At 45.2% G+C, this 15,237-nt stretch carries 17 protein-coding genes; 5 read left to right on the forward strand and 12 right to left on the reverse strand.

Annotated elements, in window-relative coordinates; all coding sequences use genetic code 11:
* Positions 1-577: 577 nt before the first annotated feature.
* Positions 578-2,215 carry an NAD+ synthase gene (locus I8J31_RS15590; RefSeq protein WP_199469507.1) on the reverse strand — a complete coding sequence of 546 codons (1,638 nt, stop codon included), beginning with the start codon at positions 2,213-2,215 and terminating at the stop codon, positions 578-580.
* A gap of 72 nt (positions 2,216-2,287) precedes the next feature.
* On the opposite strand from I8J31_RS15590, the gene I8J31_RS15595 reads away from it, so the two are divergent.
* A complete protein-coding gene (locus I8J31_RS15595) occupies positions 2,288-2,548 on the forward strand; it encodes a PP0621 family protein (RefSeq protein ID WP_199469508.1) in 261 nt (86 codons plus the stop codon).
* Here the strand turns inward: I8J31_RS15595 and I8J31_RS15600 are convergent.
* The 5 genes from I8J31_RS15600 to I8J31_RS15620 all read right to left on the reverse strand — a co-directional run bounded on the left by I8J31_RS15600 (position 2,532) and on the right by I8J31_RS15620 (position 5,713).
* Positions 2,532-2,987 (reverse strand): hypothetical protein, encoded by a 456-nt coding sequence (locus I8J31_RS15600; protein WP_199469509.1) that lies wholly within the window; start codon positions 2,985-2,987, stop codon positions 2,532-2,534. The two genes, I8J31_RS15595 and I8J31_RS15600, sit on opposite strands and share 17 nt — an antisense overlap.
* Positions 2,984-3,895 (reverse strand): hypothetical protein, encoded by a 912-nt coding sequence (locus I8J31_RS15605; protein WP_199469510.1) that lies wholly within the window; start codon positions 3,893-3,895, stop codon positions 2,984-2,986. The genes I8J31_RS15600 and I8J31_RS15605 overlap by 4 nt, the downstream gene beginning before the upstream one ends.
* A 7-nt stretch (positions 3,896-3,902) precedes the next feature.
* On the reverse strand, positions 3,903-4,253 hold the full coding sequence (locus tag I8J31_RS15610) for a hypothetical protein (RefSeq protein ID WP_199469511.1): 351 nt from the start codon (positions 4,251-4,253) through the stop codon (positions 3,903-3,905).
* Complete coding sequence (locus tag I8J31_RS15615; RefSeq protein WP_199469512.1) at positions 4,250-4,762, reverse strand: GspH/FimT family pseudopilin; 513 nt, start codon at positions 4,760-4,762, stop codon at positions 4,250-4,252. Before I8J31_RS15615 ends, I8J31_RS15610 begins: the two co-directional genes overlap by 4 nt.
* A 69-nt stretch (positions 4,763-4,831) precedes the next feature.
* Complete coding sequence (locus I8J31_RS15620; protein ID WP_199469513.1) at positions 4,832-5,713, reverse strand: alpha/beta fold hydrolase; 882 nt, start codon at positions 5,711-5,713, stop codon at positions 4,832-4,834.
* Between the two features lie 89 nt (positions 5,714-5,802).
* Here I8J31_RS15620 and pabB point away from each other — a divergent pair, with 89 nt between their 5' ends.
* The 3 genes from pabB to I8J31_RS15635 all read left to right on the forward strand — a co-directional run bounded on the left by pabB (position 5,803) and on the right by I8J31_RS15635 (position 8,735).
* Positions 5,803-7,224, forward strand: coding sequence for an aminodeoxychorismate synthase component I (gene pabB, locus I8J31_RS15625; protein ID WP_199469514.1), 1,422 nt, complete (start codon positions 5,803-5,805; stop codon positions 7,222-7,224).
* An 8-nt stretch (positions 7,225-7,232) separates the two neighbouring features.
* Entirely contained in the window at positions 7,233-7,883 is a 651-nt protein-coding gene (locus I8J31_RS15630) for an NUDIX hydrolase (RefSeq protein WP_199469515.1), read from the forward strand.
* Between the two features lie 117 nt (positions 7,884-8,000).
* Positions 8,001-8,735, forward strand: a complete 735-nt coding sequence (locus I8J31_RS15635) for a phosphoadenylyl-sulfate reductase (protein WP_199469516.1) — start codon at positions 8,001-8,003, stop codon at positions 8,733-8,735.
* Positions 8,736-8,786: 51 nt separating this feature from the next.
* Here I8J31_RS15635 and I8J31_RS21130 read toward each other — a convergent pair whose 3' ends face one another.
* Complete coding sequence (locus I8J31_RS21130) at positions 8,787-9,095, reverse strand: LysR family transcriptional regulator (RefSeq protein ID WP_199469517.1); 309 nt, start codon at positions 9,093-9,095, stop codon at positions 8,787-8,789.
* A 122-nt stretch (positions 9,096-9,217) separates the two neighbouring features.
* On the opposite strand from I8J31_RS21130, the gene I8J31_RS15645 reads away from it, so the two are divergent.
* The gene (locus tag I8J31_RS15645; RefSeq protein WP_199469518.1) at positions 9,218-10,567 is read left to right on the forward strand and encodes an anti-phage deoxyguanosine triphosphatase; all 1,350 of its coding nucleotides are present in this window, start codon (positions 9,218-9,220) and stop codon (positions 10,565-10,567) included.
* A gap of 145 nt (positions 10,568-10,712) precedes the next feature.
* On the opposite strand, the gene I8J31_RS15650 is transcribed toward I8J31_RS15645, so the two are convergent.
* From I8J31_RS15650 to I8J31_RS15670, 5 genes are all read right to left on the reverse strand, one after another.
* Complete coding sequence (locus I8J31_RS15650; protein WP_199469519.1) at positions 10,713-11,471, reverse strand: DeoR/GlpR family DNA-binding transcription regulator; 759 nt, start codon at positions 11,469-11,471, stop codon at positions 10,713-10,715.
* Between the two features lie 30 nt (positions 11,472-11,501).
* Positions 11,502-12,770 carry a TRAP transporter large permease gene (locus I8J31_RS15655; protein WP_199469520.1) on the reverse strand — a complete coding sequence of 423 codons (1,269 nt, stop codon included), beginning with the start codon at positions 12,768-12,770 and terminating at the stop codon, positions 11,502-11,504.
* Between the two features lie 2 nt (positions 12,771-12,772).
* Positions 12,773-13,291, reverse strand: coding sequence for a TRAP transporter small permease (locus tag I8J31_RS15660; RefSeq protein ID WP_199469521.1), 519 nt, complete (start codon positions 13,289-13,291; stop codon positions 12,773-12,775).
* A 63-nt stretch (positions 13,292-13,354) separates the two neighbouring features.
* A complete protein-coding gene (locus tag I8J31_RS15665; RefSeq protein ID WP_199469522.1) occupies positions 13,355-14,335 on the reverse strand; it encodes a DctP family TRAP transporter solute-binding subunit in 981 nt (326 codons plus the stop codon).
* Between the two features lie 55 nt (positions 14,336-14,390).
* Complete coding sequence (locus I8J31_RS15670; RefSeq protein WP_199469523.1) at positions 14,391-15,227, reverse strand: phosphogluconate dehydrogenase C-terminal domain-containing protein; 837 nt, start codon at positions 15,225-15,227, stop codon at positions 14,391-14,393.
* Between the last annotated feature and the right edge of the window lie 10 nt (positions 15,228-15,237).

Raw genomic sequence — 15,237 nt, forward strand, 5'->3', positions numbered from 1 at the left:
ATGACTAAAAAGGCTTGATTAGAAAGATGGTATCTCCCCTTCAAAGACACAAGGGGAGGGAAAAAAGCCCAGATTTTCAGGGCCAAAGCTCTGAGGTCTTACCGACTTTCGACCCAGACAAACGGCGTTCGACGCACTTTTCAATACAAGAAAGTGATTGCGCGACCTTATGGTGTTTCCGAGCCTCTATAACAACTGACTTCCCGCAACAAAGAAATCACATCAACACCTTACGTAAAACATCGTTGTGCTAAAAATCATGTTAAACAAAGCCAATGACACGTTTTGGGCTGAAAGTCCGACAAAAGATTTTTTGGTTACTTTTTTATCGATTGAAAAAAGTTACCCGCTCAGCAGAGCGGAATAAAAGCTGACGAATACAAAGCGTTAGAATGGAAACTAGAGAAGAGAATAACCCCATCCTCCGCCTTCCCCTTACTCTTTAATTCAGGTAACAAAGACAAGGGGAAGGGACAAAGCCCACGCCCAGCAGGGCGGAATAAAATTCATGTCTCAAAGCATTTAAATGGAACACAAAAAAACAAAACAAAGTTTTGAAAGCTTTTACAAAAGCGCCCTATTCCCCGATGTGCCAGCCATTCGTAAGCGGATAACGACGATCTCGTCCAAAGCCTCGTGCCGTAACACGCACGCCAGTCGGCGCTTGGCGACGTTTGTATTCGTTAACATCGACTAAACGAAGTACTCGATAAACCGTGTCGCGGTCAAATTGGTGGGTGGCGAGTATGGCTTCGGCACTCAGGTCTTGTTCGATATACATGTGCAGGATCTGATCAAGAATGTCGTAGCTCGGTAAGGAGTCTTCGTCTTTTTGATCGGGTGCCAGTTCGGCGGAAGGTGGACGAGTAATAACACGTTCAGGGATAACGTAACCTAGAGTGTTGCGGTATCGGCACAGTTTGAAAACGAGGGTTTTAAAGACGTCTTTCAATACTGAATAGCCCCCCACCATGTCGCCGTAGAGGGTTGCGTAACCCACGGCCATTTCGCTCTTGTTACCGGTCGTCAGCACCATCAGGCCTTTTTTGTTAGAAATCGCCATTAGGGCAACGCCACGGGTACGGGCTTGTAAGTTTTCTTCTGTGGTGTCTTTGGCGTAGCCTTCAAATTCTGGGGCGAGTACGTCGGTAAAAGCACCGACCATAGATTCTATCGGTAATACGCTGTATTTCACGCCGAGCAAGTTCGCTTCTTCTTCCGCATCGTGCAGGCTAATGGAAGAGGTGTAGGTGTAGGGCATCATCACCGCTTGCACGCGGTCTGCGCCAATGGCATCGACCGCCACAGCAAGAGACAAAGCGGAATCTATGCCGCCACTCAGGCCCAGTACTATGCCTTTAAAACGGTTCTTTTCGATGTAGTCGCGCAGGCCAAGTACCATGGCTTGGTAAACGCTGGCTTCCACACCCAACGCCGGAGCAATGGCACCAGCAACCGGTTCTACTTTGTTCGCTTGGCTTTCATCTACGATCATGTCGACGCAATATAGGTCGGCTTCAAACCAAGGGGCTTGGCTGACTTTTTCGCCTTTGGCGTTAACGACGAAAGAGCCACCTTCATATACCAACTCGTCTTGAGCGCCCATGTAATTTACATAGACAATGGGTAAGCTGACTTCAGTAGCGCGTTTATGCAATAAGGCTTCACGCTCGCCCATTTTTTCGATGTGGTAAGGGGAAGCATTGAGGTTCAAGATTAATTCCGCCCCGGCGGCTTTCGCTTGCTCGCTGGGTTCTGAGTGCCAAATATCTTCACAAATACTTAAACCCACTTTGGTACCTTTGATATCGACAATGCAGGCGTCTCGACCTTCGCTAAAATAACGTTTGTCATCAAATACCAAAAAGTTCGGCAGTTTCTGTTTAGCGTATTCGCCTAATATCTTGCCTTGATAAATTACCCCCGCACAGTTGAACAATTCACCATCAATGCGGCGCGGGTAACCTAGCACCACGTGAATGTCTTTTATTTCGGCAAGAATACGTGCCAACGCGGATTCAATGCGCTGGTCTAAACTAGGGCGTAATAACAGATCTTCTGGAGGATAACCTGTGAGGGTCAATTCAGGAAAAACAATCACATCTGCGCGTTCTTCATCACGGGCTTTATGGGCCGCATCGATCACAGCTTGGGTGTTTTTTGTTATGTCGCCAACTAGCATATCTAGTTGCGCCATTGCTAATCTCAATGTCATACAGTTGCTATCTCGTTAACTCTGTTAGAATATGCCGTTATTGTCTGGAATTACCCTACATAGGTAAAGTATATGATCGTCCGTTTGATCGTTTTTATTGCTATTTTCTTTATTGGCTGGTGGTTATACCGCCAATTTCTCGCTTTCAAGAAGGCAAAAAAGCCTATTGAAGATAAAAAAGCAGATTCCTCTGCGAAAAGTGATGCCCAAGAAACCATGGTGCGTTGTGAAGAATGCCAAACGCTGACCCCTCGCTCACACGCTATTCACGACCAAGATGCTCGCCCTTTTTGCAGTGCTGAGCATTTAAAAGCCTTTAATCAGAAAAACTAACCCAACCATTACTCAGCAGCGTACTGTCTCGCCACCACCAGCATTGATACTGATGCTGGTTGTCGGTAGCACAAAGCCGATATGACACTTCGCTTTGACGATTAGGGTCATAATTTTCAGCGCCTTCGCCATTGAGCGTATATCGATGCCATTGATAACGCATCACTTGTGAACCGCGCTGCCACGCTTTTTCTTGGTGACCTTGCTGTGCTGCTAATGGACAAAAGCCCATACATTCGCTGTCTATTGCTGTCGTAAAATTAGGCGATTCAACAAACGCCAGTTCAAAGTCCCGCTGAAACTGGTTTTCCTCTTCAATATTCTTTAATTGTCCCAGCCACTTATAAGAGACAAGTTGGCTTTTCTGATACGTCATCGACAACGCTGAAACACCCAATAATAGGGCTATGATAGGCAAGGAGATCCAACCTCGATTCATAACGACTTGCCCTTAAGCACAATAATGTGGTTACCGACGCCTTGACAAGGCGCTTGGTAGTGCCATGTGTCACCACGCATCGAGCGATATTCTCGGTTTCGTTGAGGCGCCTGTTTAGCATTTGGATTAATGGCGCAATCGCTCAATTCATAAAGGTATTCCACCCATAAACCACGTAAGGTTTGCAGACTAAAATCCCCATAACGGCTATCAATTGCATCCACCAAGCCGTCCTTGTCGTTATCCAATAAAGGGAAGATAGATAAACGCTCTAAACCAGCCCATAGCTCCAACGAATTGCCACTGCCTTCCGGTGTGCGCCACAGGGCATTTTGACCATTCTTTCCTTCTCCAAGGTACCAATAAAAAGCGTCTTCACTGGCTAAAATACCACTTTGACCCAGCGCGGCTTCGTCCATCAGTTCAATTTTTGTTCTGCTAGACGAAACACTAAGGACCTGTCCTTGATAACGTGCATCACAACTAGAAAAGCTCACCCTATTACCCGCTTTCCAATGACAGCTCAATCCAGTTTCTAATGGGTTCGTCGTAATAGTTACACTGGTTCGGCAAAGGCCATAATCACTGCCTTTCAGCCAATCCGACTGAGCAGAGAGTGGTCGTTTAGAAAGGCGGCTAGGAACCGAATGACCCGATTGGATCGTCAAAAAGAGGGTTTCATCATCACAACAGTTGGCAGGCACAAGACGCGACCACTGGGAACGAAAATGTTCTTCAATGGCATTTTTTACCTTGTGCTGTTCTAAATAGGTTTGTGCTAACTGATAACGCTCATGCAAACGTGCTGTCGCCGTTACCACAAAGGGCAAGATCAAAGACAACAGCAGAATGGCCACCAACAATTCTAATAACAGGCTGCCACGTAAAAGTGGTAATGAGTATGTCATCAGCGGCTTACCTATCAATCAGGTTCGTACCAGCACCTTGTGCCGCATTAAACCATTTAATCAGGTCATCACCCGTACATAACTGGCAACTTGGGTAATCCGCTTTATTGGTTGTATTATCGCCATTCAACCCGTTATCGGACCCAGTTAAGCTTTTCATTTGTGCTTGTTTATATTGGCTTTCTCGGTATTGGCGCTGCTGCTCAGCCACTTGTATGGATTGCCATTGGTTTGCGCTCTGCCGTTGCGCCAAATGCAAAACCACCGCCAAAAGAGCCAAACAGAGAACCATTTCCACCATGATCCAACCCGTTTGCGACTTTTGCGTTAGGAGAGAGAATGAAGCATGCGAGGTCATAGGCAATCCTCCCCCTCTTGGCGTCTCGTATCTGCAATATAAAAACGCCCACTTTGATTGAGAACTAAGCTTCCTTGCCATCGACCTAAACAGAACAGAAAAGTACCATTTTGATAGCCAGACAAACCGTTAGGTTGATATTCGATTTGCTTTTTATTGGCAGGAAAACCACGCCAGCTGACTTGCAGAGGGGCTTCAAAGGTAATTTGACGATATTCTTTTTCTTCGCCCAAATCGCGGCTCGCTTGGTAAAGACGAAGGCCAGAAGACCAATTACCAGAACAGTTATCACCACCACAAACAAAGCTCTCTTCACCACTGGCAACCGCCAGTTGTCGTGCTTGTAGCAAAGCTTCAGACAGGGCTTTGATATCCGCTGTGAGGGATTTTTTATCTTTACTATCTTGGCTCACAGTCAGTAATTGGGACGAGCCAACATAGGCAAGAATGCTCAGGATGGCTAATACACAGATTAGCTCAAGCAGAGAGAAACCAGATTGATGGTCCATGGAACACCTCCTTGTTTCGTTTTATGGAGTAGACTTCCTGTCCGCTCCTCTTTTTATGACAACACCTTCTTATGCTGTAAATAATCCGCTTTTATGAAACCACTTATTAATGTGGTTGGCAATTTGCCTTGGCTTTTGAAACGGCAAAGAGTGATCGCAAGCGCTCATGGTTTTATGATGCCAGTTTTCGTATTGCTGGCTGAGCAAGTCATAATGCTGCCTTAGCCCTTCGTGGCTTAATTCGCCAGACAATAAAAACACCTCGTCGGAGGCTTCGATCATAGATTGTCGTAAATCCGGTTGCTCGGCCATCACTTCCACATGATCCGTCACCGCATCCAGCGCATAGGCAAACCCAAAAGGACGATGGGCAAGACGTGACTGGGTGGTGGCTTCTGCCACCGGATGCTTGCGTCGATTCGGTGAAACGCCGTCCATAAAGCAAGCAACGCCCAGCTCAACATCACCGGTATCACGAATTAACTTGGAAGCATGGCGATATTTCAGTCGCACTTCCATCAGGGTAGATAGCTCTTCCCTGTCCAAAGAAGCTGGCTCTAGTAATGCCATTTTAACTTTTTCCTTGCCTTGCTGGTTACGTCGATAATTCAAGTTAAGCGCCACCAGCCCGCCTAAGGAATAAGCCACCAGATCAAAATCCAGCCAGTTAAGATGTTCCAGTAAGGCTTCTACTTCAGCGGTCAATTCATTAATAGAGACGGCAGCCTCTTCACCATGATGATGAAACGAGTCTCCCATGCCTTTTAGATCTGGGACCAGCATCCAACGCCACTGGGTAAAATATTCCAACATAGGTGAATAGGTGATTTCTCCTGCCACTCCGGCCCCATGGAGGAGCAAACAAGACGCATCCGTTTGAGCGTTCGGGTTTTCATAAAGACGATAGGCAAGGCGCGCACTCGGTAAAGATAGAAAAAAAACGTCTGACACTGGTAAATATCCTGTGAGAAAGCCAATGAAGAGAATACAATAATCGGCTTTATTTCGCCGCTTTAAATGTTACTAGGTATTTATACAACATGTCAGACATCAAACTGATAGACCTTCCTTATCAGACGTCATTATTGTCTTTTTTTTCAGCGCTACGCAGTTTGCCTTACCCAGCCTTGCTGGATAGTAACCACGAGCATTTTTCCGATACTCGCTACGATATTTTAGTAGCCAACCCTGTGGCTCGTATTCACCCAAAGCAAAATAACACGCTCATTCATTGGCGTAATGCACCGCTTTACCAACTGCCTGAATCCGCCACAAACGGCGATAACCCTATGGCCTTACTCAATGAATTAATGAGTTTGATTACACAGGAAGAATGGGCGAAAAACGCACCGAAGGACTTGCCTTTTACAGGTGGTTTATTGGGGTATTACGGCTATGAAGGTGGCCATTTTGTCGAAGAGCTCCCCGATACGGTGGAACACGATATACGCTTGGATACGTTAAATGTCGGGCTTTATGCTTGGGCTGTTATCAGTTGCCATCAAGATAAAACGACCCAATTGGTGATCACCCCTTGGTGCACACCAGCGGAAGAAGACGACATCATTAAACGTCTATCTCATCCCCCCTCGAATGCACACAAAGCAACCAACGGTTTCACTCTACTCAGCACGTTTTCTTCTAATATGAGCGCCAATGAATACGCTGCTAAATTTACTCAAGTACAAGACTATATTCAGTCTGGGGACTGTTATCAGGTTAATCTCGCCCAGCGCTTTTCCAGTCAATATCAAGGGGATACCTTTGTTGCGTATCAAGCTTTACGAAAAGTGTGCCCGACGCCGTTTTCTGCTTACCTAGAGCTAACAGATGATCAAAGCCTGCTTAGCCATTCACCAGAACGCTTTCTATTGTGTGATCAGGGGCGTGTGGAATCCAAACCCATCAAAGGCACCATTGGTCGGGGCAACACCCCAGCAGAAGACAAAGCCAATGCAGACTGGCTACTCGCTTCCCCCAAGGATCGTGCAGAAAACCTAATGATTGTTGATTTGCTGCGTAATGACTTAGGCAAAACCTGTCTGACCGGCAGTATTAATGTCCCTTCTTTATTTGCCTTGGAAAGCTATGCTAATGTCCATCATCTGGTTTCGACGGTGGAAGGTCGGATTGATCAAGCAGATCAAGCCATTCGTGTTTTTCACTCCAGCTTTCCCGGTGGCTCGATTACTGGTGCCCCTAAAATACGCGCTATGCAGATTATTGATGAATTAGAACCCCATGAACGGTCAGCGTATTGCGGTTCTATTGCGTATTTCAGTACGAATGGACAAATGGACTCCAGTATCACTATTCGTACCTTGGTAGCGGACCAAGGTAATCTACATTGTTGGGCTGGCGGTGGTTTGGTTGCTGACTCAAAATGTGAGGAAGAATACCAAGAAACCTTTACCAAAGTGGGTAAACTGACCCATACTCTAGAACAGGACTTTATGAAGTAGACCTTACCATGCCGGATATAGCGCAATTTTTAAACGCCCCTCCTATTAACATCAGCTTAGATGAGATTCGCGCAGCCCTAGACAAAACACCCTACGACAAACCCATTCATAATCCTGACGAAGAAATGTTCCCCAGTGGTTATGATCTGGAATACCGCTCCGCCGCCGTACTTATCCCTATTTGGCATGAACCAAAGGACGGTGAGCTGTATGTACTCCTGACGCAACGGGCCTTGCACATGCGTAATCACCCAGGGCAAATCGCTTTTCCCGGCGGTAAGCACGACCCAGACGACGCTAGTATTCAATACACAGCCTTGCGTGAAACCCTCGAAGAAGTCGGCCTCGCTCCAGATTGCTTTGATCTATTAGGGGAACTGGGTGAATATTGCACGATTTCAGGGTTTTGCATTAAACCCATCATTGCTGAAATGACCCGTAGGAGCGAGCTTAGTCTATGTGAGGAAGAAGTAAAATCGGTACATTGGGTGCCCCTTAAACATCTACTTGACCCACGCAACTATCGCTTTAAAGAGACAAAATTAAACAAAGCCACCCGTGGCTATTTTGAGGTGGAGTACCAAGACATTCGTATTTGGGGCGTGACGGCAGGTATTTTGTTTGGCCTTTACCAAACCCTCGCCAAACATATCCGCTAGGTCCTTTCATAAAACCCAAGCTCTTGGCTATAAGGTTAGCGTTGTTTCGTATTTTCCTTCATTCTCACAACTTGCTATGGTACAGCCAACGTAACTTAGAACAGGCTGAATAACCTTATGTCTGCATTTGATCTAACGTCTTTTATTGCCAACAATAAACCAGACGAAGCCCAAAAAATCATCCATAACGCCATGAAAGCATTCGATAATATCGCTATTTCTTTTAGTGGTGCGGAAGACGTTATCCTCATTGATATGGCTGTAAAAGCCAAGAAAGACGTGCACGTCTTCTCCCTAGATACTGGTCGTTTACACCCAGAGACTTATCGTTTCATGGAGCAAGTGCGTAAGCACTATAAAATAGACATTGATATTTTATCGCCACACCGTGAAACACTGGAAAACTTCACCAAAGAAAAAGGCTTATTCAGTTTTTTCGAGGACGGCCATAAAGAATGCTGCGGCGTTCGTAAAGTACAACCCCTTAAGCGCAAACTCGCCACGCTCGATGCCTGGATTACGGGACAGCGTAAGGACCAAAGCCCCGGCACTCGTAATGTGCTTGAGTTTGCAGAAAAAGACAGTGCCTTTAGCACAGATGAGAAAGACCTTTTCAAGTTCAACCCACTGGCAAACTGGTCTTCTGAAGACGTGTGGAACTACATTAAAATGTTTGATGTGCCCTACAACGAACTGCACGCAAAAGGCTTTACCAGTATTGGTTGTGAACCTTGCACCCGTGCAGTCTTACCGAATCAACATGAGCGTGAAGGTCGTTGGTGGTGGGAAGAGTCTGAACATAAGGAATGTGGGCTACACATTGGCAACCTGATCCCCACTACCCAGCAGTAGAGGCAAACCAAATAACCACTCAAAAACGGCTGATACTGTTATCAGTCGTTTTTATTTATCTGCTGCTTGTTTCATATCCTCATAGTCAGGTTTTTCAACCAAGTTCGCTGACCATGCCACCATAAACGCCTCGTAACAAAGTTCCAATTCTTTGACGTATTTATACAGCACCTTGCCTGCCTCAGTCATTTCTGTAGAACGGCCATGGCGAATCAACAGAGACCCATCAAGCTTCGCTTCCAGCTTTTGAATATGTTGACTCACCGCAGGTTGAGTTAGCCCGAGCAACTTGGCTGTGCGCGTAAAGCTGCCCACTTCCACTAAGGTTTTAAAGGTTAAGAGATGTTGTGTATTTAGCATAAAAATTCCTTATAGTGGCTCCATTATGCCTAAGGCTTTTTTTACAAACATTGACCTATATCGTGTTTTAATGAAAGACTGAGCGATCACAGCCCTAAGTCCAACATAAGTAGATGATGAGCATGACAAACGCGCAATATGAAATGTCACCTTGGCATGAAAGGCAATCTGGCCCTAAAGAATCCCGTATAAACGATTACCGCACCCCTTACCAACGCGATAAAGCACGTATTATCCATAGCGCAGCATTTCGTCGCCTACAGTCAAAAACACAAATCCTTGCCATTCGCCAAAATGATTACAGCCGAACTCGACTCACTCATTCTTTAGAGGTTGCACAAATTGGCAGCGCCATTGTTCATCAACTAAAACATAGCTCCCCAGTCGATGCGCCTTTTCAACCATGGCTAGCAGACGACGCCTTAATCGAAACTGTGTGTCTTAGCCATGACATAGGCCATCCTCCATTTGGCCATGGTGGCGAAATAGCCCTTAACTATATGATGCAAGCCAATGGCGGTTTTGAAGGTAACGCACAATCATTACGTATTTTAGGAAAACGCGGCTCTTATTCTCCTACCTATGGCATGGACGTCACCAGACGCAGCTTATTAGGGATTCTTAAATACCCGGTTTTACACAATGATGTCGTCGCCCCCTACCCAGAAAAACCAAGCAGTTTCCGCCAGTTTAAAGCCGCCAGCTGGGCCCCGCCAAAATGCGTTTACCAAGAGGAAGAAGAATTACTTAATTGGATCCTAGAACCCTTTAGCCCAGCAGATAAAAAAGCCTTACAACAAACCTTGCGTGAAAACGCTGGAAAACATGCGAAAGCGACCCACGCCAGTTTCGATACCAGCATCATGGATCTGGCCGATGACATTGCCTATGGTGTTCATGATTTAGAGGATGCCATCGTACTTGGTATGGTGACCAAAGACATGTGGCTCGAATACCTAGAACCTAAGCTCGCTGCGCTTGCCTCGCCTTATCTGATAGAAAACCTCAACGACATACGCACACAACTCTTTAGCCGCAAAAGTCACCTACGAAAAGAAGCCATTGGCAGCCTAGTCAGCTGGTTTGTGACCTCTTGCTGTGTCGTCGAAAATTCACGTTTCGAACACCCGCTATTACGTTTTCAACTGGGTTTACCTGAAGGTCAGCGTCAGGCATTAAACCTATTAAAACAGTTTGAAATGCAGCACATTATCAAACGCCCCGAGGTACAAATGTTGGTCTATAAAGGTCAGCAAATGCTGTTAGAAATGTTCGAAGCCTATTCCGCTGATCCGAATCGACTTCTACCTAGCGAAATCGCCAGTGAATGGCGCAAAGCAACCGAAGAGAGAAGCGAGGATGGACTGCGTATTATCTGTGACTACATGGCCTCTATGACAGATGACTATGCTAGCCGCATGTACAATAAGTTATTTGTTCCAAGCTTAGGCTCGGTGTTTGAGCCCATGTAGCAATGGGGCTAAATCCCTTCCTATTTAGCGCTCAAGGACAAAAGGTAACGTCTACAAATCAGAAAATCCCTTCCCCTTTCTTCAAGGGGAAGGTTAGGATGGGGTTATCTGTTTGTACTATGCTTAAATCTAATTAGTCCTGTTATCACACAATATGTAATTTACCATTGATATGGACTAACCGTTCCTTTGCTTCTATTGGTATTTCACTGTCCGTATACACTTCAGAAAATTCGTCTAACCCAGCCACTTTAAATAAAGAAAAACTGCCGTATTTACTGCTGTCAGCGATTAAAATACTTTCTTTTGCGCATTTTATCATATCAATTTTCAAGGCCGTTTTTGCCTCTTTAGGTGTGGTGACACCGTATTCGAAACTCCAAAAATTACAACTAATGAAAGCAATATCAGTGTGTATCGAGTGGAGCAGTTTACGAGCATGCTCCCCTACACAAGATTGGCTGGCGTTATCAATTTCGCCACCAAACATAGTTACCTCAATTTGTTTGAATTCACTTAAAAACAGAGCAATTCTTAAATCTGGCGTAATCACTCTCAAAGGAAGATGGGTAATGTTCTTGGCTATCTCCATGGCGGTCGTACCCGCATCTAAAATAATAGAGTTACCCGCTTCTACTCGCTTTGCCACGGCTTGAGCAATTCTCTTTTTTTCCTCTCTAAACAGCGCGTTTTTTTCCTGTACAGAAAGTTGTGTGGCAACAAAATTATTCAGCGCGACACCGCCATGGGTTCTTCTAACCACGCCTTGGTTTTCAAGGTCAATAAGGTCTCTTCGAATCGTCGCAGGGGACACATTCACCGTATTCACCAGCTCTTCCACTGTGGCTAGATTGGTATCCTTCAAGTAATCGACGATTTCTTTATAACGTTGCTGTTTTTTCATTAATTTTGTCGGCCTTGATTAAATAAATGGTCACGAATTCACCCAGAATAGCGTAATAGAAGGGAATATTGTAATAACAACCAAACAACAGAGCAAAGTTGCTAACGGAACTAACGTGGCCAATATGACTTTTTCCACTTGTATGCCGGCGACCTGACTGGCAGCAAACAAGGTGACACCGAGCGGAGGAGTAAACATACCAATGGCTAAGTTGACGACCATCACCACACCGAAGTGAATGGGATCAATGCCATAGATGACAGCAATGGGGGCCAGTATCGGTGCCAACAATAAGATAGAAGCGGATGTTTCGACAAACATACCAATGACTAAAAGCAGTAAATTGACCGCAAAGAAAAACTGCAATTTTGTCGCAAAATTATCTGTCGCAAAAGCCGAAAGTAGCTGAGGTAAATCAGACCGGCTGACCAAAAAGCTAAGTAACGAAGCGGCGGCAATAATCAGCATCACAGAGGACGTGGATATCACTGAGCCTTTCAAAATTTTAGGAATGTCTTTGAAGGTAATTTCCTTATAAACAAACAATCCCAGTATTAAGCCATAAATAACCGCGATGGCAGAAGCTTCTGTGGGAGTGAAAACACCACCGTAAATCCCACCCAAAATCATGGTTGGCATCAATAGGGCAAGCAATGCATCTTTAGAGGAAGACAGTAAACCTTGACGGTCAGTGGCATCGTTTTTGCCATGTCCAGTGAACACACACCACAGCATGACCATGATAATCAGAGCCAGCCCCATCAGCAAACCTGGCCCTATGGCCGCGAGGAAAAGCTTTCCTATAGAAGTATTGGTACTGACTCCATACATAATTAATGGCACGGAAGGCGGTATCACTATGCCTAAGTTCGCAGAGGACGCCTGAATGGCCGTCGCCATCGGTTTTGGATAACCATGCATTATCATAGCGGGGAGTAAAATAGCACCGACAGCATAGGTTGTCGCCACACTTGACCCTGACACAGCGGCAAATATCATACTGGTGATAACGCAGGAAATGGCAAGACCACCTTGAATATTACCGACTAGGGATTTAGCAAATGTAACCAATCGTTTTGATACACCTCCTTGCCCCATTATATTACCGGCCAGAATAAACAGTGGTACTGCCATCAATGGGAAACTGTCGAGGCCAATAAACATACGTTGGGGAATAATAATCAATGGCAGATTACTAAAAAAATAAAGCCCTATCGCTGAGGCAATCACAATGGCGACGGCGATGGGAACTGAGAGTGTAATAAAGGCAATAAGTAGTGACATAATCGCGGTTGGCATGACTAGACCTCTAGGCTTTTAGTAATGATAAGGTCATCAGACTGAGTTTGGTTTTCGACATTCAATAGATGCCACGCCAGTAAGGACGGAATAGTAAGAACAGCACCAATTGGAATACTAATATAAAGCCAGAAAGCCGATATATTGAGCATGGACACATTTTGATTTTTGACCCTTGTTGCAATTTCCCAGCCGTACCATATCAGCACGGCAAGAAAGGCCAGCACAACCAAGGTAACCCCACGCTTTACCCATAACCCTAATGAGTCCGGTAGGATTTCTACAAAAAAACGAATAGTAATCATACTGCCACGGCTGAACACACATCCCATGGAGATATAAACCATCCACACCATCATCAGGCGAGCAGAAATTTCCGACCAAGCCGATGGCGAGCCGAATATAAAGCGCGTAATAACCTGATAAAAAACCAACAGCGCTATCAGTCCGATAAGTACCGCAGAAACATTTAGAGCGGAATTGTTCAGAAACCGGCTAAGTTTCATAATAAATGTTGTCATATTAATGCCCTCAGACTAGGGAGCTAACACTGACCGTGCTAACTCCCCTAACCTTATCTTTTATTATTTCATTGCTTTAATTTCAGCCAGTTTTTCAGTGAAGCCCATTTCGGTCGCCAGTGAATGTCTCACTTCCTCAGTCGCTTTCACAAAGGGAGCGATGTCTACTTTGTGAATAGCCATGCCTCTTTTGGTCAATTCATCAAAGGCTTCGCTTTCGAGCTTGGCTCGTGACTTTCGCATCACATCAGACGCGATATCGGCCGACTCTTGAAACCATTTTTTCTCGTCAGAATTTAACCCCTCCCAATAATTCTGTGACAACGCGATAACAGCAGGACTGTATAGATGCTGGGTCATTGACGCTTGTTTTTGCACCTCATAGAGTTTAGAGGTCACAGCAAGGTTAATGGGGTTCTCTTGACCATCGATCGTGCCTTGCTGAAGTGCTGTAAACACTTCAGTCCATGACATGGGGATAGGAGAAGCACCTAGGGCATTAAAGGTGGCAAGATGAACCCAGTTTTCCATGGTGCGGATTTTCCCTCCTTTTAAATCTTCTGGTTTCAGGATAGGAGAACCATTATACGTAAGCTGGCGGAAGCCATTTTCTCCCCACGCCAAGCCTTTTATCTGATGGTCTGACAGACCGTTTAGAATACCTTTTCCTATGTCACTGTCTAAAACACGATGGGCATGACCATAGCTTTCAAAGACATAGGGGAAATCAAATAGATAAACATCTTTATCAAAATTACCTAAAGGACCGGTGGAAGATATAGTCATCTCAATAATGCCTAATTGCAGACTTTCCACCACTTCTCGCTCTCCTCCCAACGCCCCCGCTGGCTTTAGGTCGACTTCGAACTCATGGTTGCTACGTTTTTCCAGTTCAGATTTAAACGCTAAAGCAGCCGCACCGTATTGAGAGTCCATGGTCTGGGTGAAAGCAAGGTTGATTGTTTTCGCCTCAAGCGCGAGTGGTGAAAGAGCCAGAGTCGCTAACGCTGCACATTGAATGATTTTTGTCTTTATTATATTCATCATAGTTTCCTTTGCATTTTTACTTATTGTTGTTTTAGAGATCTTTATCTGTGCATTAGGTAATGAGTTGGATGCTATGTGCCAACTCATCTTTATTAAAAACTTTTTTCCAATCTGGATAGAGCAGCTTGCCTAGACCATTATCAATGGCTTTATTACAGGCATCCGAGAACTGTCCATCGACTTCATCGAAGATCACCGCGGATAAAATATTCATATGTCCAAGTAGAAAGTCACGAGCACAGTCATAAGGCACACCAGCGGCAACCACTTCATCCATCCCCTGACGCATGGCGGTTAATAAAGTAGCGCAGACGGTTTCAGATAAGCCGGGTTCTAACATGGCCATTTGATGCAGGGTGACACGGTAGGAACTTTTGATTGGGGCATAAATGGTTTTAGCGATATCTTCCCCTAGATCCCATGAAGAATCAGGCCCTTGTAACAAAGTCGACACCACACTCTGCTTGGCATGGAGACCACCAAAATGATCATTCAATGACTCTTCATTAAGCTCTTTGTTAAAAATCACCGGATGACAAGGGTGGGTAACGAAATACACCAAATCATCGCGATCAGGAAGGTGACCAGCAAATGGCGCGGCGGCATCGAGCACAATGAGCATGGTACCCGCCTTTAAATGCTCGCATACTTGTGCGCTAATTTTACCGATCAAGGTATCAGGAACAGCGAGAATAACAGCATCTGATTCTTGCAACGCTGCTGCTTGTTGCTCTGGGCCAATGGCTGTCACACCGAGCTGTTCTTTCAAATTTTTCCGACCAACTTCACTGATCTCAACATGGTTTACTTGGTAACCTGAAGAAAGCAAATTTTTTGATAGGCGCATGCCCATTTTTCCGCCAGCACCAATTAGAGATATTGTTGTCATAACTACTCCA

This window comes from Marinomonas transparens (genome assembly GCF_016463975.1).
In the GTDB taxonomy this organism is placed as follows: Bacteria; Pseudomonadota; Gammaproteobacteria; order Pseudomonadales; family Marinomonadaceae; genus Marinomonas; species Marinomonas transparens.